Origin of the sequence: Paenibacillus alkaliterrae (genome assembly GCF_021532375.1) — a bacterium.
Taxonomy (GTDB): domain Bacteria; phylum Bacillota; class Bacilli; order Paenibacillales; family Paenibacillaceae; genus Pristimantibacillus; species Pristimantibacillus alkaliterrae.
This window is the reverse complement of the sequence record NZ_JAKGAP010000009.1, coordinates 44,022-64,836: the sequence shown is the minus strand read 5'-3', so window position 1 is coordinate 64,836 and position 20,815 is coordinate 44,022. Positions and strand designations below refer to the sequence as shown.

The 20,815-nt window shown below is 46.7% G+C and carries 20 protein-coding genes and 1 other annotated feature; of the genes, 7 read left to right on the top strand and 13 right to left on the bottom strand.

Annotation, left to right across the window (positions count from 1 at the left end; all coding sequences use genetic code 11):
* Window positions 1-23 precede the first annotated feature (23 nt).
* Window positions 24-1,013 carry a tryptophan--tRNA ligase gene (gene trpS / locus L1N85_RS05370; protein WP_235235680.1) on the bottom strand — a complete coding sequence of 330 codons (990 nt, stop codon included), beginning with the start codon at window positions 1,011-1,013 and terminating at the stop codon, window positions 24-26.
* A gap of 61 nt (window positions 1,014-1,074) precedes the next feature.
* Window positions 1,075-1,309, bottom strand: a binding site (T-box leader).
* Window positions 1,310-1,429: 120 nt separating this feature from the next.
* On the opposite strand from trpS, the gene L1N85_RS05365 reads away from it, so the two are divergent.
* Complete coding sequence (locus tag L1N85_RS05365) at window positions 1,430-2,446, top strand: permease (RefSeq protein ID WP_235235678.1); 1,017 nt, start codon at window positions 1,430-1,432, stop codon at window positions 2,444-2,446.
* Window positions 2,443-3,324 carry a TIGR03943 family putative permease subunit gene (locus L1N85_RS05360; protein ID WP_235235676.1) on the top strand — a complete coding sequence of 294 codons (882 nt, stop codon included), beginning with the start codon at window positions 2,443-2,445 and terminating at the stop codon, window positions 3,322-3,324. The genes L1N85_RS05365 and L1N85_RS05360 overlap by 4 nt, the downstream gene beginning before the upstream one ends.
* Before the next feature lie 44 nt (window positions 3,325-3,368).
* Here L1N85_RS05360 and L1N85_RS05355 read toward each other — a convergent pair whose 3' ends face one another.
* Window positions 3,369-3,773, bottom strand: coding sequence for an O-methyltransferase (locus L1N85_RS05355; protein WP_235235674.1), 405 nt, complete (start codon window positions 3,771-3,773; stop codon window positions 3,369-3,371).
* A 383-nt stretch (window positions 3,774-4,156) separates the two neighbouring features.
* On the opposite strand from L1N85_RS05355, the gene L1N85_RS05350 reads away from it, so the two are divergent.
* On the top strand, window positions 4,157-5,422 hold the full coding sequence (locus tag L1N85_RS05350) for a methyl-accepting chemotaxis protein (RefSeq protein ID WP_235235672.1): 1,266 nt from the start codon (window positions 4,157-4,159) through the stop codon (window positions 5,420-5,422).
* 73 nt (window positions 5,423-5,495) lie between these two features.
* Here L1N85_RS05350 and L1N85_RS05345 read toward each other — a convergent pair whose 3' ends face one another.
* The 9 genes from L1N85_RS05345 to yicI form a co-directional block, all read right to left on the bottom strand.
* Window positions 5,496-6,305, bottom strand: a complete 810-nt coding sequence (locus L1N85_RS05345) for a hypothetical protein (protein ID WP_235235670.1) — start codon at window positions 6,303-6,305, stop codon at window positions 5,496-5,498.
* 315 nt (window positions 6,306-6,620) lie between these two features.
* Window positions 6,621-7,382 (bottom strand): CAP domain-containing protein, encoded by a 762-nt coding sequence (locus L1N85_RS05340; RefSeq protein WP_235235669.1) that lies wholly within the window; start codon window positions 7,380-7,382, stop codon window positions 6,621-6,623.
* Window positions 7,383-7,614: 232 nt separating this feature from the next.
* The gene (locus L1N85_RS05335; RefSeq protein WP_235235667.1) at window positions 7,615-8,301 is read right to left on the bottom strand and encodes a peptidoglycan recognition protein family protein; all 687 of its coding nucleotides are present in this window, start codon (window positions 8,299-8,301) and stop codon (window positions 7,615-7,617) included.
* A 149-nt stretch (window positions 8,302-8,450) separates the two neighbouring features.
* The gene (locus L1N85_RS05330) at window positions 8,451-9,287 is read right to left on the bottom strand and encodes a DUF4097 family beta strand repeat-containing protein (RefSeq protein WP_235235665.1); all 837 of its coding nucleotides are present in this window, start codon (window positions 9,285-9,287) and stop codon (window positions 8,451-8,453) included.
* Window positions 9,284-9,841 (bottom strand): HAAS signaling domain-containing protein, encoded by a 558-nt coding sequence (locus L1N85_RS05325; RefSeq protein ID WP_235235657.1) that lies wholly within the window; start codon window positions 9,839-9,841, stop codon window positions 9,284-9,286. The genes L1N85_RS05330 and L1N85_RS05325 overlap by 4 nt, the downstream gene beginning before the upstream one ends.
* Entirely contained in the window at window positions 9,838-10,158 is a 321-nt protein-coding gene (locus L1N85_RS05320; RefSeq protein ID WP_235235655.1) for a PadR family transcriptional regulator, read from the bottom strand. Before L1N85_RS05320 ends, L1N85_RS05325 begins: the two co-directional genes overlap by 4 nt.
* Before the next feature lie 213 nt (window positions 10,159-10,371).
* Window positions 10,372-11,394 (bottom strand): Gfo/Idh/MocA family protein, encoded by a 1,023-nt coding sequence (locus tag L1N85_RS05315; RefSeq protein ID WP_235235653.1) that lies wholly within the window; start codon window positions 11,392-11,394, stop codon window positions 10,372-10,374.
* Window positions 11,395-11,426: 32 nt separating this feature from the next.
* Window positions 11,427-12,197, bottom strand: a complete 771-nt coding sequence (locus L1N85_RS05310; protein ID WP_235235650.1) for a sugar phosphate isomerase/epimerase family protein — start codon at window positions 12,195-12,197, stop codon at window positions 11,427-11,429.
* 208 nt (window positions 12,198-12,405) lie between these two features.
* Window positions 12,406-14,727 carry an alpha-xylosidase gene (gene yicI / locus L1N85_RS05305; RefSeq protein WP_235235648.1) on the bottom strand — a complete coding sequence of 774 codons (2,322 nt, stop codon included), beginning with the start codon at window positions 14,725-14,727 and terminating at the stop codon, window positions 12,406-12,408.
* Between the two features lie 172 nt (window positions 14,728-14,899).
* Here yicI and L1N85_RS05300 point away from each other — a divergent pair, with 172 nt between their 5' ends.
* From L1N85_RS05300 to L1N85_RS05290, 3 genes are all read left to right on the top strand, one after another.
* On the top strand, window positions 14,900-15,811 hold the full coding sequence (locus L1N85_RS05300; RefSeq protein WP_235235646.1) for an AraC family transcriptional regulator: 912 nt from the start codon (window positions 14,900-14,902) through the stop codon (window positions 15,809-15,811).
* A 111-nt stretch (window positions 15,812-15,922) separates the two neighbouring features.
* Window positions 15,923-16,150 (top strand): 3-dehydroquinate dehydratase, encoded by a 228-nt coding sequence (locus tag L1N85_RS05295; RefSeq protein ID WP_235235644.1) that lies wholly within the window; start codon window positions 15,923-15,925, stop codon window positions 16,148-16,150.
* Window positions 16,151-16,326: 176 nt separating this feature from the next.
* Entirely contained in the window at window positions 16,327-17,226 is a 900-nt protein-coding gene (locus tag L1N85_RS05290; RefSeq protein ID WP_235235642.1) for an ArsR/SmtB family transcription factor, read from the top strand.
* Window positions 17,227-17,235: 9 nt separating this feature from the next.
* Here the strand turns inward: L1N85_RS05290 and L1N85_RS05285 are convergent, their stop codons facing one another.
* Window positions 17,236-18,111, bottom strand: a complete 876-nt coding sequence (locus L1N85_RS05285) for a helix-turn-helix domain-containing protein (protein WP_235235640.1) — start codon at window positions 18,109-18,111, stop codon at window positions 17,236-17,238.
* Window positions 18,112-18,395: 284 nt separating this feature from the next.
* Between L1N85_RS05285 and L1N85_RS05280 the strand changes: the two genes are divergently transcribed.
* Window positions 18,396-19,232: a phytanoyl-CoA dioxygenase family protein gene (locus tag L1N85_RS05280; protein ID WP_235235637.1), complete on the top strand. Its 837-nt coding sequence runs from the start codon at window positions 18,396-18,398 to the stop codon at window positions 19,230-19,232.
* An 89-nt stretch (window positions 19,233-19,321) separates the two neighbouring features.
* Here the strand turns inward: L1N85_RS05280 and L1N85_RS05275 are convergent, their stop codons facing one another.
* On the bottom strand, window positions 19,322-20,596 hold the full coding sequence (locus tag L1N85_RS05275; RefSeq protein WP_235235634.1) for an MFS transporter: 1,275 nt from the start codon (window positions 20,594-20,596) through the stop codon (window positions 19,322-19,324).
* Window positions 20,597-20,815 lie beyond the last annotated feature (219 nt).

Below are 20,815 nucleotides of genomic sequence, written 5' to 3'. Positions count from 1 at the left end.
CTTGCTTCATGCCATTTGTCAGGTTAGCTGCGAGGCGGCAGAAAGCCCATTCTTTCTTTCACGTCCGCTAAGGTCCGGTCCGCGATAACCGCTGCGCGTTCCGCTCCCTGCTTCAGAATCTGATGAATTTCACCTGAATTTCGGATATCGTTATATTTGGTCTGCAAAGGTTCAATAACCGATACGACATGCTCGGCAAGATCCTTCTTAAACGGTCCGTATCCTTGCCCCTCGTAGCGCGCTTCAATGTCTGCGATCGTCATATTGGCGCAGTGCGAGTAAATGCAGATCAAATTGCTTATTTCCGGTTTATTGGCAGGATCGTATTTTACTTCGCGACCCGAGTCGGTAGTCGCGCGGCTAATTTTTTTGCGAATGACATCCGGAGTATCCAGAAGCGCGATAAAACTTCCTGCGTTCGGATTGCTCTTGCTCATTTTTTTGCTCGCATCATCCAGCGACATCACGCGTGCGCCGACCTTCGGAATGTAAGGATCAGGTATTGTGAAATAATTTCCGAATCTCGTGTTGAAACGGTGCGCAAGGTCTCTCGTCAGCTCCAAATGCTGCTTCTGGTCATCTCCTACCGGTACGAGATCGGCATTATAGATAAGAATGTCCGCAGCCATCAGCGTCGGATAAACGAACAGTCCCGCTCCTACCGATTCCTTGCCTGCCGATTTATCCTTGAATTGAGTCATTCTTTCCAGCTCGCCCATATTGGCCAGCGTCGTAAACAACCATCCAAGCTCGGCATGCGCGCGAACGTGGGATTGAACGAATACATTCGCTTTGGCAGGGTCAATGCCTGCCGCAATGAACAAAGCCGCTACCGCCTCCGATTGCTCTCTAAGCGCAGCCGGTTCCTGAGGAACCGTAATCGCATGCAAATCGACGACCATGAAGAAACATTCCTCCGAATGCTGAAGCTTTACAAAATTTTGCATCGCGCCGATGTAATTTCCAAGTGTCAGCTGACCGCTTGGCTGAATGCCAGAAAGTACTTTTTTCAATTCCCTCTACCCCTTTTCCAAAAAAAATGAGTCATGATAATAACGCAAAAAATCCCCCGCCGCAAGGGACGAGGGACCGTGGTGCCACCCTAATTCGCTTACGGAAAAAGCCCATAAGCCTTATTGCTCCGTAACGGAGAGCGTCCGTACAAACATCTTCAGCAGCTTCCGCTGCCAGATTTCCGTTCATAGGCTCCGGGGCCCATTCAGCATCGACGCTTGCACCGGTTCGCAGCAACCACCGGCTCTCTGCACGCAATCCATTCGAGCTTACTTGTTCCCATCAATGCATTTAAAACGATTATACCTATGTTTATGGCAAAGTCAAGCGGTTAGAAAGTTGTTCTATTGTAGGAATATGGAGCATAAGCTATACTGATAATCGTAATCCTTACATTAAGAAAGGATCATAGAATATGCTAAAATTCCTTTTTCGCTTCGGTACCCCTTCGCTTGCGGTCGGATGTCTCATTATGGCGGTCCTTATCGTAACGAACCGAGAGTTGCCTATGCATCTTTTCAATGCAGCAAATTTGCAATCCTTCAAGATCTTATTTATTAGTATTATATTAGAAGCCTTCCCATTTATTTTACTTGGCGTATTGTTCTCCGCGCTGCTGCAGGTATTCGTGACGGACGAGCTTATTCGTAAATTCACGCCGAAAAATCCGATAGCCGGCGTTTTATTCGGGGGCCTGCTCGGTATTCTGTTCCCCTTATGCGAGTGCGGAATGATACCCGTCGTACGCCGCCTTATACGCAAGGGCATGCCTGCCTATATCGGAATTGTTTATTTGCTTGCCGGTCCAATCGTGAACCCGATTGTATATACCTCGACCTTCACGGCGTTTCGTACGACGCCTGAAATGGCTTACTCTCGAATGGGACTAGCCTTTGCTGTATCCGTCGTCATCGGCTTGCTGCTCTATAAATTCATGCGCAGCAGTCCGCTTAAAGCAACGTCGGCCATTAACGGGGTCCAGCATTATGACCATAGCCACGATCACAGTCTGCAGGGGAAAGGAATACGCGGCCGAAGCGCTTCGATATTATCCCATTCCTCAGATGAGTTTTTCGAAATGGGGAAATATTTGATATTCGGAGCGTTCCTTACGGCCGTCATACAGACCGTCATAGAACGCAGTACCCTTGAATCTTTTGCAGATCAACCTATGTTCGCTTATTTATTTATGATGGCTTTCGCCTTTATTTTATCTATTTGCTCCACATCCGACGCCTTTATCGCATCTTCCTTCAGCGGTATGTTCGACTTCGGACCGCTGCTCGCGTTTCTCGTTTTCGGACCGATGATCGATTTGAAAAATACGTTGATGCTGCTCAGCACATTCCGAGTTAAGTTCGTGCTGGCTCTTATTGCTTTAACTGCCGTGCTGACCTTAATCGGGGCATGGATAACGGAGGTTATATTATGATCCATCACTTAATTCGCGCCGTCATCTTAACCGGCTTTGCCATGTTTATTGTATACTTGGACCGCACTGGCGAAATGGTCCTCTACATAGCTCCCCGGATGGAGCTTTATGTGAAGCTGTCTGCGCTTGGTCTTTACGCTGCTGCTATTTATCAGGTTTATGCGGCACTGCAGAAGCGCCTGGGCCGCCAAGCGCCTGTCTGTGATTGCGAGCATGAGCCATCCCCGTCCCTCTTCAAAAATTGCGTTATATACGGCTTGTTCGTCTTTCCTTTGCTGCTCGGATTTCTCGTGCCGACCGGCACGCTCGGAAGCGCGCTCGCTGCAAAAAAGGGCGTAAATCTTTCCGGCAGTGCAGCATTCGAGCGAGCTGTTGACGGAAGCCCCGATGCTGCACAGCAGCCTTTGGAAGGAAAGCTATCAGGCGATGCAATGGATCAGCTGTTTCCATCGGATGAATATACGGAATCGCATGCCGCATACGGTAAGCTGCTCTATAAGGAGCCGCTTATCACCGTTCCCGAGAAGCAATTCATAGAAACGCTGACGACTTTGGACCTTTACCGGGAAGCCTTTATCGGCAAAGAGATTGAAATTTCAGGCTTCGTATACCGCGAGGATGACATGGGCAAGGAAAGATTTGCGGTAAGTCGATTCGCGATGAATTGCTGCTCAGCAGATGCTCTTCCTTACGGGCTCATGATTATTTGGCCGAAAGCTATGGATTACGTCGAGGATGAATGGGTTTCCGTAAAAGGAACGTTTACGACATCTTCTTATTTGGACAACGAAATCATTACGCTGGAAGCAACGAAGCTCGAGCGGATGAAAGCGCCGGAATCGCCATACGTATATCCGGATCTGGATTTTGGACTATAAAAGGGCTGACGTTCATCGTCAGCCCTTTTCTTCTGTCCTGTTCCTTATTGCGATTCCCTTAGACTGTTTGATTTAGGATAATAGCGGGAATTCCAATTAGCCATATTGTAATTGGATTCGTAAAGTATGCTGGCCGACCAGGAGTTCGCGCTGGAACGAACCGAGAAATCATACAAGATTTCACCATGTGTCCAATCTCTTCTATATTTCAGTGCGTCGATTGCCATTTGACGGAATGCTTGTACCTGCGTTTCAGTTAACCCCTGGCCTCCAGTTTCAAATTTACCGTTTCTGCTCTCAATCGGATGATGCCTCATTCCGAATTTCCCTACTGCATTGTTTCGAACATGAATTAATACGGTACCTGCGGTCGCATTCGTCAATTCGCCCTCAAGCTGGCGAAATACAAAATCAACCTGACGTGCCAATGATACAGAATCCATTTCCATACATAATATCCTCCTTTATATAAATTGATTATGTTCCCATCTAGGTCTCAATACATATTATATAGTTCTTTCCTATCATTTACAATACATTTATCGACAATTATTTGCATTTTTATTTATTGTTAGACTTTTAATTCTATAAAATTACATTATATAAGCTAAAATAAACTTGATTGAAATTTTATCCATGGAAAAAAATAATGTATCCAGGTTACTGATAATGGTATCATTTTCTAATTATTGTTTCACCGAAAAGTTTTTTAGTATTTTCCGAAAAGCCGCTTGCGGTCGAATGCTTTTAATTTTTATAAATCGACATTTATAGACCAATTTCGCAGCTGGTGCTATAATATGGATAATCTAATAAAAGGAGCGCTTACATAATGATCCAATGGTACTATTCGCTGTCCGTACGCAATAAGCTGATGATCACTTTTTACCTTAACTTATTGGTGTTTGCTCTCGTGATGCTTCTCATCTTATCGGTGTCAGGCGGACCTGTTATTGCTGGTATCGCCGCCGCAATCATTCTTGCGATCATTACGTTTCCACTGGTGTCATTCATCGAGAAGTCTATTAATCAATCATTTGATGAAATTAAGGGAACAGCACTTCGGATTTCAAAAGGTGACTTTACTCAAAAAATCGATACGAATTCCTCTTCTGCTTTTGGCGAGCTTGGTCATTCCTTTAACAGCATGATTGACAAGCTCCGCGACATCTTGACGGAAACGACGAACATCATCCGCCATGTGTCCGATACGAGTCATAGCATATTTGACAAAAATAACAATATTCAAATCGCTATGCAGCAGGTAGCCGCTTCAGCAAACGAATTAGCAACCGGAGCAAACGAAATTTCGGAGGATGTGTCCGAAATGAGCGAGTCAATCACGGAGATTGAAGAAAAGGTTTCCGACTATGCCAGCTCCACGAAAGAAATGAATACACGCTCAGAGCAAACGCTTCTGCTCGTCGATAAAGGGATGAAAGCGCTCGACATCCAAGCTGACGGTATGCGCCGCAACGTTGAAGCGACAGCAAAGGTTTCGGAAACCATTGAAGAGTTGGCCCGCAAAGCGCAAGGAATTAGCGCTATCACGACGACGATCTCGGATTTGGCCGAACAAACGAATCTATTGTCATTGAATGCCTCGATCGAGGCTGCAAGAGCGGGCGAGCACGGCAGAGGCTTCGCGGTTGTCGCCCAAGAGGTTCGCAAGCTGGCGGAAGAATCGACAGCTTCTACGAAGCAAGTATTTCACTTGGTGAAGAGCATCGACGAAGGGATTAAACAAACGATAAACAATATGAAAACGAATGAAGAGGTCGTTAAGCTTCAGACCGAGCATATTAAGGAATCGGAAATCGTATTCACGGAAATCGTACAGAGCGTACAATTTATAACCGAAAAAATATATGTTTTCTCCCAAGAAAGCGATGCTATGCTGGAAAGCGCCCGTAAAATTTCCGGCGCCATTCAAAATATTTCCGCTATTACACAGCAGTCCGCCGCAGGAACCGAGCAGGTATCGGCTTCCATGAACGAGCAAATCGCTTCGGTACACGCGGTTGTAGAAGAGACCGAGAGAATGCGTACGATGGCTGCCCAGCTTCTTAAAACCATTAACGTATTCAAAATGAAATAGCCCAAACCTAATAAGACCTGAACTCTCCGTTATGCATACGGAAGAGCTCAGGTCTTATTTGTTGCAGCTTTGCTTAAGCTTGCTTCACTGCCCGGCACTCTGTTCGCCGCTCTTCGCGCTCGCTTTCCTTAAGCCTTGGGCATGTATAGCAGTAATAACCGTCCTCTACAAGATAATATAAACAACATGCGTATTTCATGCAAACCTGTTTATCCGGATTATCCATCGATTCGATCATTCTGAATTTCACGTCCAACGGGTTTTTATTCCTTCCGAATCGCTCGCCCTCAAGCGACTTGATAAGCTTGTAGTTCCGTTCAGCCTGCCGCTTCGCCAGCTCGCTTTCTTCCGATTTCATCATTAATTCATGGCCGTATTCCAGCGATGCAGGCAGCTGGCTCCACAACATTCCAATTCGCAGAATGCCGACCTTGGCGATCGTCTCCAGAACCGGGCGGACCGTATACTCAAAAAATCGGCTCAGCTTTTCTTTAGTCCATGACTCATTAGCCTCAGGCTCCTCAGGACCTTCCTCGAGCTCATACTGATGAATGAGCAACCCGCAGCGATAATATGGTTTATTATTATAAACGGTCGTATAAATTTGTACGGTCAAATTCGATAAGGATAGATCCAAAGATTTGTTCCATTTCGAAAGCATATAAATTAAACCAAGCATCGGGCCTCTAAACCAACTGGTCATGTAAACCTCTCCGACCGACTGTTCTTTGCCTTTGACCATTGGTGTATATAACTCTAAGAGATGCTTCAACCTGCTTTCATTAAGCAACTCCTCAGCTGGACAGCTATATACGACATTTTCTCGCTCATTCACAGTTAAATCATATTTTTCCGCGAGCAGCTCCATCATCTTCTCAGTCATCTTCAGCCCGTCCCTCTTATTCCGTCCGATGTATAATCATAAGCTATTGCTTTTATTATACATTCATCGACAATGATTATCAATGAGAAAAGACCAAAGCGAATGAAAGCATAGGATAAGGGTAAAATAGCGTAGGCTATTCCCCTCATTTCATCTCAGGTAAGGCGGAGCAAAGAGGCTGGCTACACGATCGTCAATTGGGATGTTGAAGACGCCTCCCGTTAACAAAAAGACAACAATGCGTTAATATAAAAAAACGTTAAGGGCGGCTTGCCGCCCTTAACGTTTGATCAGTTGTCCTGTTCAACAATGGAATTAACCGATAAACATTTGAACCCATTCACCGTTGACATAACCAACGCCGATTTTCGTAAAGTTTTTGCTTAGGATATTGGCGCGGTGACCTGAACTGTTCATCCATGCCGTCATTACCTCTTGCGGCGTTCTTTGACCGGATGCAATGTTCTCTCCCGCATAAGAATAAGTTACGCCGAAGGAACGCATCATATCAAATGGCGAGCCGTAAGTCGGCGATGTGTGGCTGAAGTAATTGTTTACGTCCATGTCTCTTGCTTTCTCAGTTGCTACCTTTGTAAGAAGAGCATCGCTCTTAACAGCGGACAAGCCAGCTTTCGCACGCTCTTGGTTAACAAGATCAATGACTTGCGATTGGAATGCGCTCATGTCAGGCGTTCCAGTATTCGTGTTGCCAGTTCCTGTGCTTGGCTTTGTAGTCGTATCTGTACCTGTGCTAGGTTTTGTAGTTGTCCCTGTATCCGGCTTTGTAGTCGTACCTGTGCCAGGTTTTGTAATCGTACCTGTGCCCGGCTTCGTTATTGTGCCTATGCTGCCTGGAGGGCAATTAATCTTACCGCCGTTAAATGTAATCTTGCTAAGGTCGATACCATATTTATTCGCGATTTCTTTGATCGCATCCTGTTTAAGCACATAAGTTTGTACCGTAGAGTTTGTCTTCACAGCAGGCGCTGCACCTGCCGTTGGAGCCGTAAAACCTGCGCCGATTACCGTTGCTGCGATTATGCTGGCGACACCTACACGTATTGGTTGCATCTTCATGAATTCATCCTCCTGGATTATAAGTTTTTTATTCAAAACGCCTTGCGGCTAGTCTTCCAATCTAGCAGCGCATTCGTTTTGATTGCGTGTCGTTCTTCCTGACGCCACTTATCTTACCATGGGGATTTGGACGTTTCATGACACAAAAACTGGAAAATAGTCGAAAACTGGCCGCAAAACGGCGTCATTACTGCATTATGAGAATATGCTCATCGAGCCTATTAGACGTTTGCTATAATTGACCGCTAGCTTTGCGAAGCTCATTGGCAAGCCGATGAATCTCGTCTTTTTCGGCTTTTGTGCTTGCAGCAAACCAAGCCGGAGACAGCCAGTTTTCTATAACTTTGTTCGCATCGTCAACACTTAGTTCCATGCTGGGCAAATCACGAACAAGCTGGACAAAAGCCGATTTATTAATGCCGCTGCCCGGGCATGTCTTGCCCGGATTCATTTCTCGGTGAAACTTGATTTGTTCATGAGGCAGTTTCCACATCGTTAATATAGCGTTAGTGAGCTTGACTGCCGCAGCCAATTGAGAGCCTTCCAGTTTCTCGGCTCCAATATCAAAATTTCCGATCATCTCAAACATAAATGGATGGATCCGATCATGATCAGGATCATTAAAGCCCACTGAAGAAGCTGGCGCCTCGAGCAAAGATCTGCCTTCCCATATATAGCCGTCCGGATCTATAGTCGCATGCTGGGCGATGTCTCCCCATTTGTTCGTGACGGTATGGAACCGCCACATCCCTTGAATGATTTTCATCTTATCCTTAGCCTTGCGATAATCGGCAATCGTCGGTTTCCATGTGCCATGCACATGAACCTGCGAGAATTTCACCTGCGAGACGAATGGTCTTAAATAATCGATATATTCCGTAAACGTGAACCTACGGAAGTTTTTGCGCTCTATTGCCATGATGCATCGCTTCCTTTCGAGAAAATAGTTGCTTCATCATATGCCAGGGAGCGGAGAACCGAAACGGCCGTCTCGCAGAAAAAGAAAGCATGCATAGGACAACCCATACTGGCTTTCTTAGTCAAACAATCGGCTTTGAGACTCAAATCTTATCTAGTTCCGAGCTTTATATTCCCTATTTCCGAATTGATATCGATATGAATATCGCCGCTGCCGATCTTACCGCTCATCGTATATTTTTTATCATTGTCTTTCTCAAATCCATCCCAATTAATTTTGCTGCTGCCGATATCCTTCTTAATCCGGATCGCAGCCGATTCTGGTTGTTTATCTACATTAATGGTCACGTTCCCGGTATCCGATTGTAGAAAAACATCATTAAGCAATTGATTGGTTTCTATTCGGATATTCCCAATATCCGATTCGCCCTTCAGGACTCCTGAACCATCCAATAAGGTAACGTTTCCGGTATCCGATTCAAAGCTGAGTTCCTGTACCTCATAATTGGACGCCTTCACATTTCCGATGTCTGACTGCAGGTTTACTGTATTGGCATGCAATTGATCAATTACGATGTTGCCCGTATCGGAAACAATATCCACAGAATCCCACTCTCTGTCCGGCAGCTCCACAATTAGCTTCAGGTTAATCATCGACCAGCCAATCGTAAATTTATTAGAGTGAAAGCTCTCGATGTAGAGCGTATCTCCTTTTGGCACAGCATTTAGTACAATTTTATCTAAAAATCTCTTGCTGGCATTACCTTCGAGACGAAGCTGAATTTCGTCGCTGTCGCCGCGAACGAATTCCAAATTGAACGTGTCGGTTTCCGTATGGATTGAACGAATCGAATCCGAATCGACCGTTTTTTCTTGTGTATAAGGTTCTCCCTTTATTTTCGTTAAATCGTTTTTATCAAATACGAAAAATGCACAAATCAGTCCGATTCCAAGCATAATAAGGGCGACCGCTAAAAGCTTCTTCATTTACTATTCCCCCTGAGAATACGTGTGTTGAATTTCAAATATTTTAAAGTCATTTTGTAAAAAGAAGTAGTAAGCGATTTTAAACCAACAATGAGTAAGATCGTAATAGAGCTGCTTATGAGGCCTACTGCCAGCGCTTGAGCCATAGAGAATGTTCCATTCCAGAGGCTCTCGAATACGATGCCAATACCGGCTACACCGATCGCAACAGCCGTAGCCCATAGGGCAAGCAATATAGCTGCCAAAGCTAAATAAGGGCCCAATATGAAAATAATATTAAATAAACCGAGGCTTACGGTAGCAAACACTGCGCGCGACAGCTTGCCGAAGCTATTGTTTGTCTCCGCTTGATCGACCCGATATCCAAGCAGAAGCTCGCTTGCGATGCTTCGCGGGTCTCCTAATTCGCGCGCTGCTTCCTCCTCGCTCTGACCATTCTGGGCGGCTTGCTCAAAATGTAAATAGTAGTCATACAACCACTCCTTGCGCTGAGGCTCCGGTATGACCCTCAACAAATGATCAAGCTCCATCATATAGCTGTCTCTTGTTCTCATGGTTTAAGTCCTTCCTCTACAATTTCATTAACCGCTCTCGTAAAATCCTGCCATTCCGCAATTAGTAAACGCATGTGATTCCAGCCCTCCGGCGTTAAATGATAATACTTGCGCGGCGGCCCTTCCGGGGATTCCTTCAAATAGGTGGAGAAGTAACCGTCCTGCGTCAGTCGGTTTAGGAGCGGATATACGCTGCCTACCGCTACCTCGAATTTTTCCGAAATTTTCACCGCTAGTTCATATCCGTAACGATCTCCTCTTGTAGCGAGTACGAGGACGCATATTTCAAGTACGCCCTTCTTAAATTGAATGTTCATCTTCTGTCCTCCATTAATGAATTGGAGCCTCATTTCCTTGTTAGATTACCTATGATATATTGATTACTATTGCCTATTGCATAATAGTGGCGCGCACTCGCTCGTCGTTAGGTATAATTTACCACATGGTATTCTGTAATGCAAGATAGTGTTCAAAAAAGAATACCTCCGGCAAAACGGCTTTCGCTCGCCTATCGGAGGTATCGGATCATACTAGTTCACGCTGATGAATTTGCCTGTTTCTTGCGATTCGAATGCGCACAGAATAACTTTCAATGATGCGCGTCCGTCTTCGCCGCTTACTGCAGGTGTTGTGTTCGTCAGGATGCTTTCCAGGAATGCGTTAATAACGCCGCTTGTTTCTTGCTTGTCATTCGTAGAGATTGCGCCAACCTTATGCTTTTCAACTGTGCCGTTGCGCAATTCAACGATAACTTGATCGTCGGGATGCGTGCCGATTTTCATTACGCCATTCTCGCACCATAGGATCGTGCTGTTATCCTCGCCTTTGTAGTAAGTCCAGCTTGCTACAAGCGTTCCGATCGCACCGCTCTTCATACGAAGCAAGCAGGAAGCATTATCGTCTACTTCCGTTCCCTTTTTATCGAGCGTGCCCACAAATCCAGCTACCTCGGAAACCTCATCGTCCAGCATCCACCGCATGAGATCGGATTTGTGAACGCCAAGGTCGCCCATTGCGCCCATAATCGCTTCCTGCTTACGGAAGAACCAGCTGTTCGCGCCGTCAACGCTCCAGCCGTCAGGACCAGGATGCCCGAAGGAAGTACGGAACGTAAGCACTTTGCCGAGTATGCCCGATTTCAACACCTGCTTCGCTTTCACATGCGGCGGCATGAAGCGTTGGTTTTGTCCAACCATCAGATGAACGCCGTTTTGCTTTGCGGCTTCGATCATCGCTTCCGCTTCTTCGTCCGTAACGGCCATCGGCTTCTCAACGAGCACATGCGCGCCGGCTTTAGCCGCTGCAATGGACATTGGTGCGTGCAAAGCGTTAGGCGTACATACGCTAACCGCATCAGGTTTAATTTCCGCAAGCATCGTTTCAAAATCAGCAAACGCTTTTCCGCCATGCTTAGCCGCATAAAGCTCTGCACGTTCGATAATCGGATCTACGAATGCAACAAGCTCAACATTTTCATGAGCGGCATATTCCGGGATATGACGATGTTTCGAGATAGAACCGCAACCAACTACTGCTACGCGTACTTTTGACATATTATATTTCTCCTGCCTCTTCTTTAAAAGTTTTATTTGTTTAAGTAATTGCTTTTCATCCATTCCATGCTCTCCGCCACTGCTTCAAGCGGAGGATTCGCGCATACATCCTGTTCAACGATCAACCATTCAACGGAAGCCTTTGAGGCTGCATCGATGATCGGCAGGAGCGGCAAGTCGCCGCGGCCAAGCTCGACCGTATCGATTTGTTTGCCCTTCTCGCCGGCGCGGAAATCCTTCAAGTGCAAAAGCGGCAGACGGCCGGCGTATTTCGCGATATATGCAAGCGGGTCCACGCCTGAATACTGAACCCAGCCGATATCCATTTCAACCTGCAAATATTGTGGATCAATACGCTCGTACAAAGCGTCGAATACGATTTGGCCGTCGATTTCCACTTCGAATTCAAAATCATGGTTATGATAAGCGAAAGTAATGCCCGCTTCACGGAAACGCTTCCCGTATTCCTCGAATTTGACAATATGTCCGCGGAACGCCTCTGAACTGCGAGCCTCGGCGGGCAGCCAAGGGCAGATGGCATATTTCGCTCCGATGGTTTGAAGATAAGCAATTTCCTCATCAAGGCGCTCCTCAAGCAAATGCAAGCCGATATGACTTCCGATTGCTTTTAAATGAAGCTCTTGAAGCAGGTCGCGCATGTCCTCTGCTTTGATATCGCCATAGCCGGCAAATTCAACGCCCTCGTAACCCATTGCAGCAATCTTGCGTAGCGTGCCTTCGAAATCGGCTGCTGTAGCATCACGAACCGTGTACAACTGTAAACCAACTGCCATTTGTGTCATTTGTGCTGCACTCCCTTATATTTGATGATATTGTATTTGATTTTGCTTACCGAATATCATTATATCGACAGTTACAATTGAAAAACAGCTGACTTATTAGCATTTTTTTATGCGATTTTGTTAAATGCTTGTTTTTATTGTAAAATTAAGAGCAGCAGCCCTGATAAAGCCTGTCTCTCAGGCAATATCAGAGCTGCTTATTGTTTATTTAGATATGGATCGTCAATTCAACTTGGCTTTCACCGGCAGAAAGCTGCACGACACCATTAACCAGTTCGGCTTTCGCGCCGTCTACGGAAACGATATCGCCAAGTCCTTTTACCGCCAACGTAAACGGTTTGCCGCTGCCGTCTACTTTAACGCTGATCGCTCTGCCTTGACGGCTTGCGGTCACGGTCATTTCCGTCACGCCCTTCATGTCGCGAACAAGCGTCGCAGCCATGCGGTTATCCTCCAGATTATGAAGCTCCAACGATACGCCATCCGCATAGTCGTAATCCGGACGGACATCGTTGGCGCCAAGCGCGATAATCGAGTTCGGGCGAACGAACAACGGAAGACTGAAGAAATCGTATTGCTCCTTGCGCCATGCTCCGCCTTCAACAACCTCACCAGTCAACAGATGCGTCCACTTGCCGGCAGGCAGATAATAGGTAACCTTGCCCTGCTCGTTAAAGATCGGCGCTACGAGTATGGAGTCACCCAGCATATACTGACGATCAAGCATTTCGCTTGTCGGGTCCTCCGGGAACTCGAGAACCATCGCGCGCATCGAAGGCAGTCCTTTCTCAGCGGCTTGTACAGCCGTATTGAAAAGATATGGCATTATCCGGCATTTCAGTTTCGTGAAGAAACGCGTTACATCGACCGCTTCCGTGTCATAAGTCCAAGGCACCCGGTACGATTTGCTGCCGTGCAGACGGCTGTGGCTAGAGAGCAAGCCGAACGCCAGCCAACGCTTGAACACATGTACAGGCGCCGTATTTTCGAATCCGCCAATGTCATGGCTCCAGAAGCCGAAGCCGGAGATACCGAGCGATAAACCGCCGCGCAGACTTTCCGCCATCGATTCGTAATCCGCATAGCAGTCGCCGCCCCAGTGAACCGGGAACTTCTGACCGCCGGCCGTTGCCGAGCGGGCGAACACTGCCGCTTCGTTCTTGCCGAGCTTCTCCTCAAGCACCTCAAATACGACTTTATTGTAGAGCTGCGTGTAGTAGTTATGCATTTTGTTTGGGTCAGAGCCGTCAAAGTAGGCAACGTCGGTCGGAATCCGCTCGCCGAAATCCGTTTTGAAGCTGTCCACTCCCATATCCACAAGCTCGCGCAGGTAGCCGGCATACCATTCGCAAGCGGCAGGGTTCGTGAAATCGACAAGGGCCATGCCCGGCTGCCACAAATCCCATTGCCATACGTCGCCATTCGGTCTTTTCACCAGATAGCCGTTTTGCTTTCCTTCCTCAAACAGGCGGGAACGCTGTGCGATGTAAGGATTGATCCATACGCAAATCTTAAGGCCTTTTTCTTTCAACCGCTTCAGCATGCCTACCGGATCCGGAAATACGCGCTCATCCCATTTGAAGTCTGTCCAGTGGAATTCACGCATCCAGAAGCAGTCGAAGTGAAACACATGAAGCGGCAAATCGCGCTCGGCCATGCCGTCTACGAAGGAATTTACCGTTGCTTCGTCATAATTGGTCGTGAACGAGGTCGTTAGCCATAAGCCGAATGTCCAGGCAGGCGGCAGCGCCGGCTTGCCGGTCAAATCCGTATATTTGCCAAGCACTTCCTTCATGCTTGGACCGTCGATCACGAAATATTCAAGCGATTCGCCCGAGACGCTGAATTGAACCTTCTTTACTTTCTCCGATGCGACCTCGAAAGATACGAGCTCCGGATGATTGACGAAGACGCCATAGCCTTTGTTTGTGATATAGAAAGGAATGTTTTTGTACGACTGCTCGGAGCTGGTGCCTCCGTCCTTGTTCCACAGGTCAACGACTTGTCCATTTCTCACGAACGGCGTGAAGCGTTCGCCAAGTCCGTAAACCCATTCTCCGACGCCTACATCCAACTCCTCGCGCATAAAGGCGTTTCCGTTGTTTTCCTTAATGTAAGCCATTGATTTTTGCGTGCTGCCCGTAATTCTCTCGCCATCGCGATAGAAATCAACCGCCCATTCCGGACCTTTGCGAATGTGAACGCTCAAGCTGCCGCTAGTGAGCACCGCTTCACTTTCATTTTCTTCAATAACGACATGATCGCCCGTTTGCGAGGATAGCTCGAATGCCGGTCCGCGGTCGACAACGCCCGCATGGTGAACAAGTTTAACGCCGATGATACCGGGCAGCGGGGAGTGGAAATGAACCGTCAGCAGCATCGTATCGAGCATGTTAGAGCGCGTAACGATTGGACGAGGGGATGCATAAGCCGTCAGCCTGCCATTCCGCTGTTCGAAATCATGGACCTGTACGGCTCCCAATACGTTGTATTCTTCACGAATGAGCCAGTTGCCATCAGTAAATTTCATGGATTGCACCAACTTTCTGTTTGATTTTATTTGCATTGCTACATAATTGCATTATACTGATAGTGAATCAAACTAATCTAACAAAATCATGCTCAACTATAGCACTATTTTGATAAAATGCGACTCAAACAACCTAATCCTTCCGAATGATCTCCAAGGAGGCTATCTCAGCATGGATCAGACAACCCGCCATTCCTTAAAGGAGAACCGCCTTCACGGCGACAATATGTTTCCGCTCGCTGCGTATTGGATGGAGCCAGGGGAGCTTGGGGCTCCGGTGCTTGACTGCCACTGGCATGCGGAGGCCGAATTTTTTTATGTGCTTGAGGGTGAGGTGCTGTTTCAGGTAGATACCGATTATTTTCCCGTGAAAGCCGGCGAGGCCGTGTATATCGACAGCGGCGACATTCATGCCGGACATGCCATAGGCAGCTCTGCTTGCTCGTTTTGCGCAATCGTGTTCGATACCCATTTACTGGCCAGCGCCAGCTTTGATGCCGTTCAGGAACGCTACATATCTCCATTGCAGGATAAGAAAAGAACGTTCCCCCGTCATATCAAGCCGAGCACGGAATGGGAAAGAAATTTGCTTGAGCATTTGCGCGGCATCATGAAAGCTTGCGGCGATCAACAGTCAGGTTATGAAGCAGCCGTGAAAGGCCGTTTTTATATCATGCTTCACGAAATTTCGGAAGAAGGCCGTTACTGCAACCGAAGTGAAACGAATGCAGCCGATACGACGAAGATCGACAGACTGAAGACAGCAATCGTGTATATGCAGCAGAATTACTACCGCCCAATACGCATCTCGGAAATAGCCGATCAAATTCCGATGAGCGAAGGACAATTTTGCCGCTTCTTCAAGGCGATGACAAGACAAACGCCGATCGAATATTTGAATGCCTACCGGATCAGGCAGGCAACCGAGCTGCTGCTCCAGCCTGAGCGCAAAATATCGGCCGTCGCGCTCGATGTAGGCTTCGATCACATTAGCTACTTCGTTAAAGTATTTCGCAAATCGATGAAGTGTACACCCTCTCAATTTCGAAAAAAACAGGCGGAAGCAGCCGAACGCCGCCAATGAGGCCAGAAAAGTTACAGCTTTGTAACCAAATTCTCACGCTTTTTTAAGAATGATTTAATATTTGTAAGTTAAACTATAAAAAAATTCCTTCGCGGGATGGAGGTTTCTACCATGAAAACGATAATGATTTTCCAAAATAAAACGATACCTGTTTACTTAACCGATACAAATAAACAAGCTATCGAAAAGCTGTCTGCCGTGCTCAACCGGAAGCTCACAACTGGCAAAAACGCTTTGAAAACCTGTATTAAATCACTAATAAGCGTTGAAATTGTAGGCAGCGAAGCTACGCTGCATTCCTATTTCGAGCGCGACACGCTGACTATTTCCCTTTACTAATCAAACTTCTAAGTCACCGTATGTCCATATGAAATGAAACAAAGGAGAGTCGATGGTGCCAGCAGCGCCATCGACTCTCCTTTGTTTGTTGCTCGTTTACATTAGTAAACTTTTAAGTTGTATGATTAACTTATGGATTATATAATATAGGAAAAAGAATAAAATGAGGGTTTTTCATGAACATTGAGGTCAACAGCCAAAACTTGAAGTTTCTGGAGTGCTTTGCATCTGATACGCGAATAAAGATTATCGAATTGCTCAATGAACGGCCGATGAATATCAAAGACCTCGCGGAATCGCTTGGCTTCTCGTCCGCTATCGTGACGAAGCATGTGCAAAAACTGGAGGAAGCTTTCATTATAACGACTGAAAGCGTTCCTAGCACGAGGGGCCGTCAGAAGATATGCCATCTAACGCTCGAATCGGCAACGCTGCAATTTCGGGCTAAGAAGCAGGATGATCAGAACCGCTATGCCGTATCCATCCCGATCGGACAATACTCTGCTTATGATGTAAAGCCTACTTGCGGGCTGGCCTCCGACACGAAAATTATCGGCATGGTTGACGATCCCCGATATTTCTCCGACCCTGAGCATGTGAAGGCCTGTCATCTATGGTTCGGAAGCGGCTTTATAGAATATCGGATTCCGAACTATTTGGTGGGCAAGCAGAGCGTAAGAAGTCTATCGATTTCTCTGGAAATTTGCTCGGAAGCACCTCACTACAATGAGAACTGGCCATCCGATCTTACCTTCTATATTAATGACACTTGCTTGGGTGCTTGGACCTGTCCAGGCGACTTTGGAGCTGTGAAGGGCGTCTATACACCGAGCTGGTGGAAGCTTGGCACGCAGCATGGTTTGCTCAAACAAATAACCGTCGATTCGGAGGGCTCCTATATCGACGGCATTCGTATTTCCGATCGGACGGTTCAAGATCTTGCGATCCATTACGGAGACGATATCCGCTTCCGGATCAGTGCTCCCGAAACAGCTGCCCATAGCGGCGGGTTAAGCATGTTCGGCAAGCAGTTCGGCAACTACGACCAGGATATTCAAGTCTATGTCGCTTATTGATTCACAAGACTAGCTCTGTTTTCGGTATTCACCAGGAGGCACCCCTATTTTCTTTCTAAAAGATTTAGAAAAATGGTGAATGTCAGAAAATCCGCAATAATTCGAAATTTGTTCTTGTGTCAACTCGGATGTAAACAGCAGCTCGCATGCGTGGTTAATGCGCATGTCCAACAAGTATTGATGCGGAGTCATTCCATATTGCATTTTGAATACATCATTAAATCTGGAAGTAGATAGATTGGCTCTGCGAGCCATATCAACCACCGATAGAGGTTCTCCAAGATTAAAAGAGAAGTATGAAGAAATCCAGTTCAATGCCTGCGGCGACGTTCGCTGTGCATGCTTGGCAGGCATGTAATTCTCCAATAAGATAGTTACAAGCTCCATCATTCCGGTTTGCGCCTTCAGTAACATAATCGGGTCCCTATACTGCCAATACTCCACCACTTGCAGAAACGTATCTCGGAATTTCGCTGGATGGCTCAGATTTAACTTTACAGGAATGTCAATTTGAAACATTTCATCCAGTCTAGGCTGCAATAGGTGCTGATAGGAGGTCAAATCTAATTGACCTGCGCGTGTTGGAAAGCTTTGTTCACGGCTTGAACTGTAAAAAATATCAAAATGCGCAAACGGTGTTACCGTTTTCGTTTTCCCTTCTAAGCGGTTGACGCTGTTCGGCTGTATAAGACAAAACTCACCTTTTCCGAAATCATTAGTTTCCCCATCTACAATGAACGAGCATTCGCCGTCCTGCACATAGATAAGCAAATAATCAAGCAAGCGGCGCTCCGGGCTTTCCCAAGGCTTTCTCACCGCAAAATCGCACTCGCGTATAAAGGGAAGAATCGGATAATTCATCATTGAATCCATACTATACTTCATTGAAAACTGCCCTCCCGTCCTAACACATACACATATGTTATCATAAGCTAATTAATAATACAGTTGTTTTTGACAAACTTATTTAAAGCTTTGACAAAGCCAAACCAGGACAGGAACTGTTACACTGTAGCTGAACGGAAGTTCGAAGAAGTCGCAAAAGGCGGGTTTACTGGTATTTTTGGAAGTTTGTCAGAACCAGATGCGGTAACTATGTGTTCGCAGGTGAATTGTACAATTGACATCTGGCAGTATAATTATCAAAAACAGTCTAAGGAGGAAACACAATGGGCAACAATCTTAACGAAAACGAATTTTCTTCACTTAAAGAATGCTACCATCTTACCCAAGAGCAAATCAAATCCTATCAAGAGGATGGCAATATCTTTTTGAAAAATGTCGCATCCGCAGAAGAAATTCAGACTTATGAACCGATTATCAGTGATTGGGTATTTAAGTTGAATTACCATGATAAGCCGATTGCCGCAAGGGATACATACGGCAAAGCGTTTATCCAAGTAGGAAACCTTTGGAAGAAGAGTGAAGCTGCAGCAAAATTCACACTGGCAAAGCGCTTTGCGAAGATCGCAGCAGATTTGATGGGCGTCGACGGCGTTCGCATTTACCATGATCAAGCGCTATTCAAAGAACCCGGGGGCGGACATACGCCATGGCATCAAGATCAAATCTACTGGCCGCTTGATACGAACCATACCATTACGATGTGGATGCCGCTTGTCCCTATTCCAGCGGAAGTGGGCACGATGAATTTTGCTTCCGGCTCCAATCATTTAGGTTATGTAAGCAAGCAAGGAATCTCCGATGAGTCGCACAAAACACTTGGTCAATTTATTGAAGGCCGCGGCATCCCGCAAATAAACTACGGCGCAATGTCGGCTGGAGACGCTACTTTCCATGCTGGCTGGACCATGCACTCCGCGCCTGGCAACCCGACAGACCATATGCGCAAAGTAATGACCATAATCTACTACGCTGATGACACTCGTGTTACAGAGCCGGACAGCAATGCTAGACGTTCTGATCTCGAGACATGGTTGCCAGGTTGTGTGCCAGGCAGTATCGCAGGAAGCCCTCTTAATCCACTGGTGTACAAAAAGTCTTAAGAATAAAGGCAGCCCTGCAGTTTCATTCGAACCGCTGGGTTGCCTTTTATTTTGGATATTTGCACTAATCAAATATTATGATAAATTCTTCATAACCTGCGCTTCCAGTTGCCGGAGACGAACAGAAGCGTTCCGATCCAGCCGCAAATAGAAGCAACGATAAGCAGCACGGACAAGGAAACGCTCGTAGACAGCGAGGAGCTTATAATCGGTCCCAACGTTCCCCTTACCCCGAAGAGCATGAGATGAAGACCGAATACCATCGCTTCCCGCCCCGGAGCCAGCCGGAAAACGAAAGCGAGAATGCCGATATCCCAGATGGCCTCACCGATCCCTTGGATCGCATTGCCCGTAATAACGGCAGCATAGCTGCCCCAAACACCATAAAGCATCGGAACGACCGCATAAGCAGCAATGCCGAAAAGCAGCGTATATTTGATGTCAAAGCGGTCAATCATCCAGCCCGCGATTAAAAATGTTAGCAGCAGAGCCGTAAAATAAGCGACGCGGGCAAAGCCGATTTGCACGTTTGACAGCTCCAGAACGTCAACCTGAATGATCTGATACAACGGATAGGCGAGCATATTGCCAAAGCCTGAGAACGTCGTCGCGACCAGGAAAACGGCCAGCGTCCGATTTTCCTTTACGAGCTTCCATTGCTCCTGCAGAGGAAAGCGGCTTGCCGTTTTTCCCATAATCGGTTTGGCCTTCTCCCTCTGTTTGGGAAGCTTCAACGTATTAAACAAACCAATGGAAAGCATGCCGATAATCGAAGCAGCAATAAGCGGGCCCGACGGGCCGAAGGCATCCGACCAACTGCCGACAAAATAAGCTAGCGGAATCATCAGAATTCCCATCGCCACTCGAACATAACCCATCAGTCTTCCTCTAAGATCCGAGGGGTACATGCGCGAAATTAGCGCGGCATACGCAGGCGCTGAAATGCCCATTAATAGCTGAAACAAAAGCGCGGCAGCTACATAGACCGAAGGATACGCGAACAAGGCAGGCAGCAGCAAGAGCAGTCTTCCGATCGCATTCGGAATAATGACGAACGGCCGCGGATTGTTCGCCTTCTCGATCCATGCAGCCCAGAAAGGGGAAAATAGCAAGCCGACTGCAGGTGCCGCCGATAACAGGCCGACCTGCAGATTGCTTGCCCCTTGCTGAATCGCAAAGGCAATGTAAAACTGATTAATTACGACATTAAATAGGCTGAATAAGCAGGATGCCCATAGATCGATGCGGGCGTTTCTCCAAACTCTTGCGGTCATCGGCATACCCAATTTAATAAATCGCCGATTTTTTTGGGCTTCTGGCTCCATATGAACTGATACCTTCTTCTTTGAATGGTTAGTAAACACAGAGAGGACCCCCTTGCGCCGCAAAGGATCCTCTCTCTCTAGCACCTCATTTGATTGGATATTACTACACTCGCAATTATTTGTACAGCTTTACTTATAGTCAAAAATTACCTCTCTCAAAATGCTGACGGCAAGCTGCCTTCTTCCTAATAGGGCCCGAATATGATAGACTTTTTTTCAAACGCATACAGCATCTTTTTTTCATCTAATTGGAGGGTA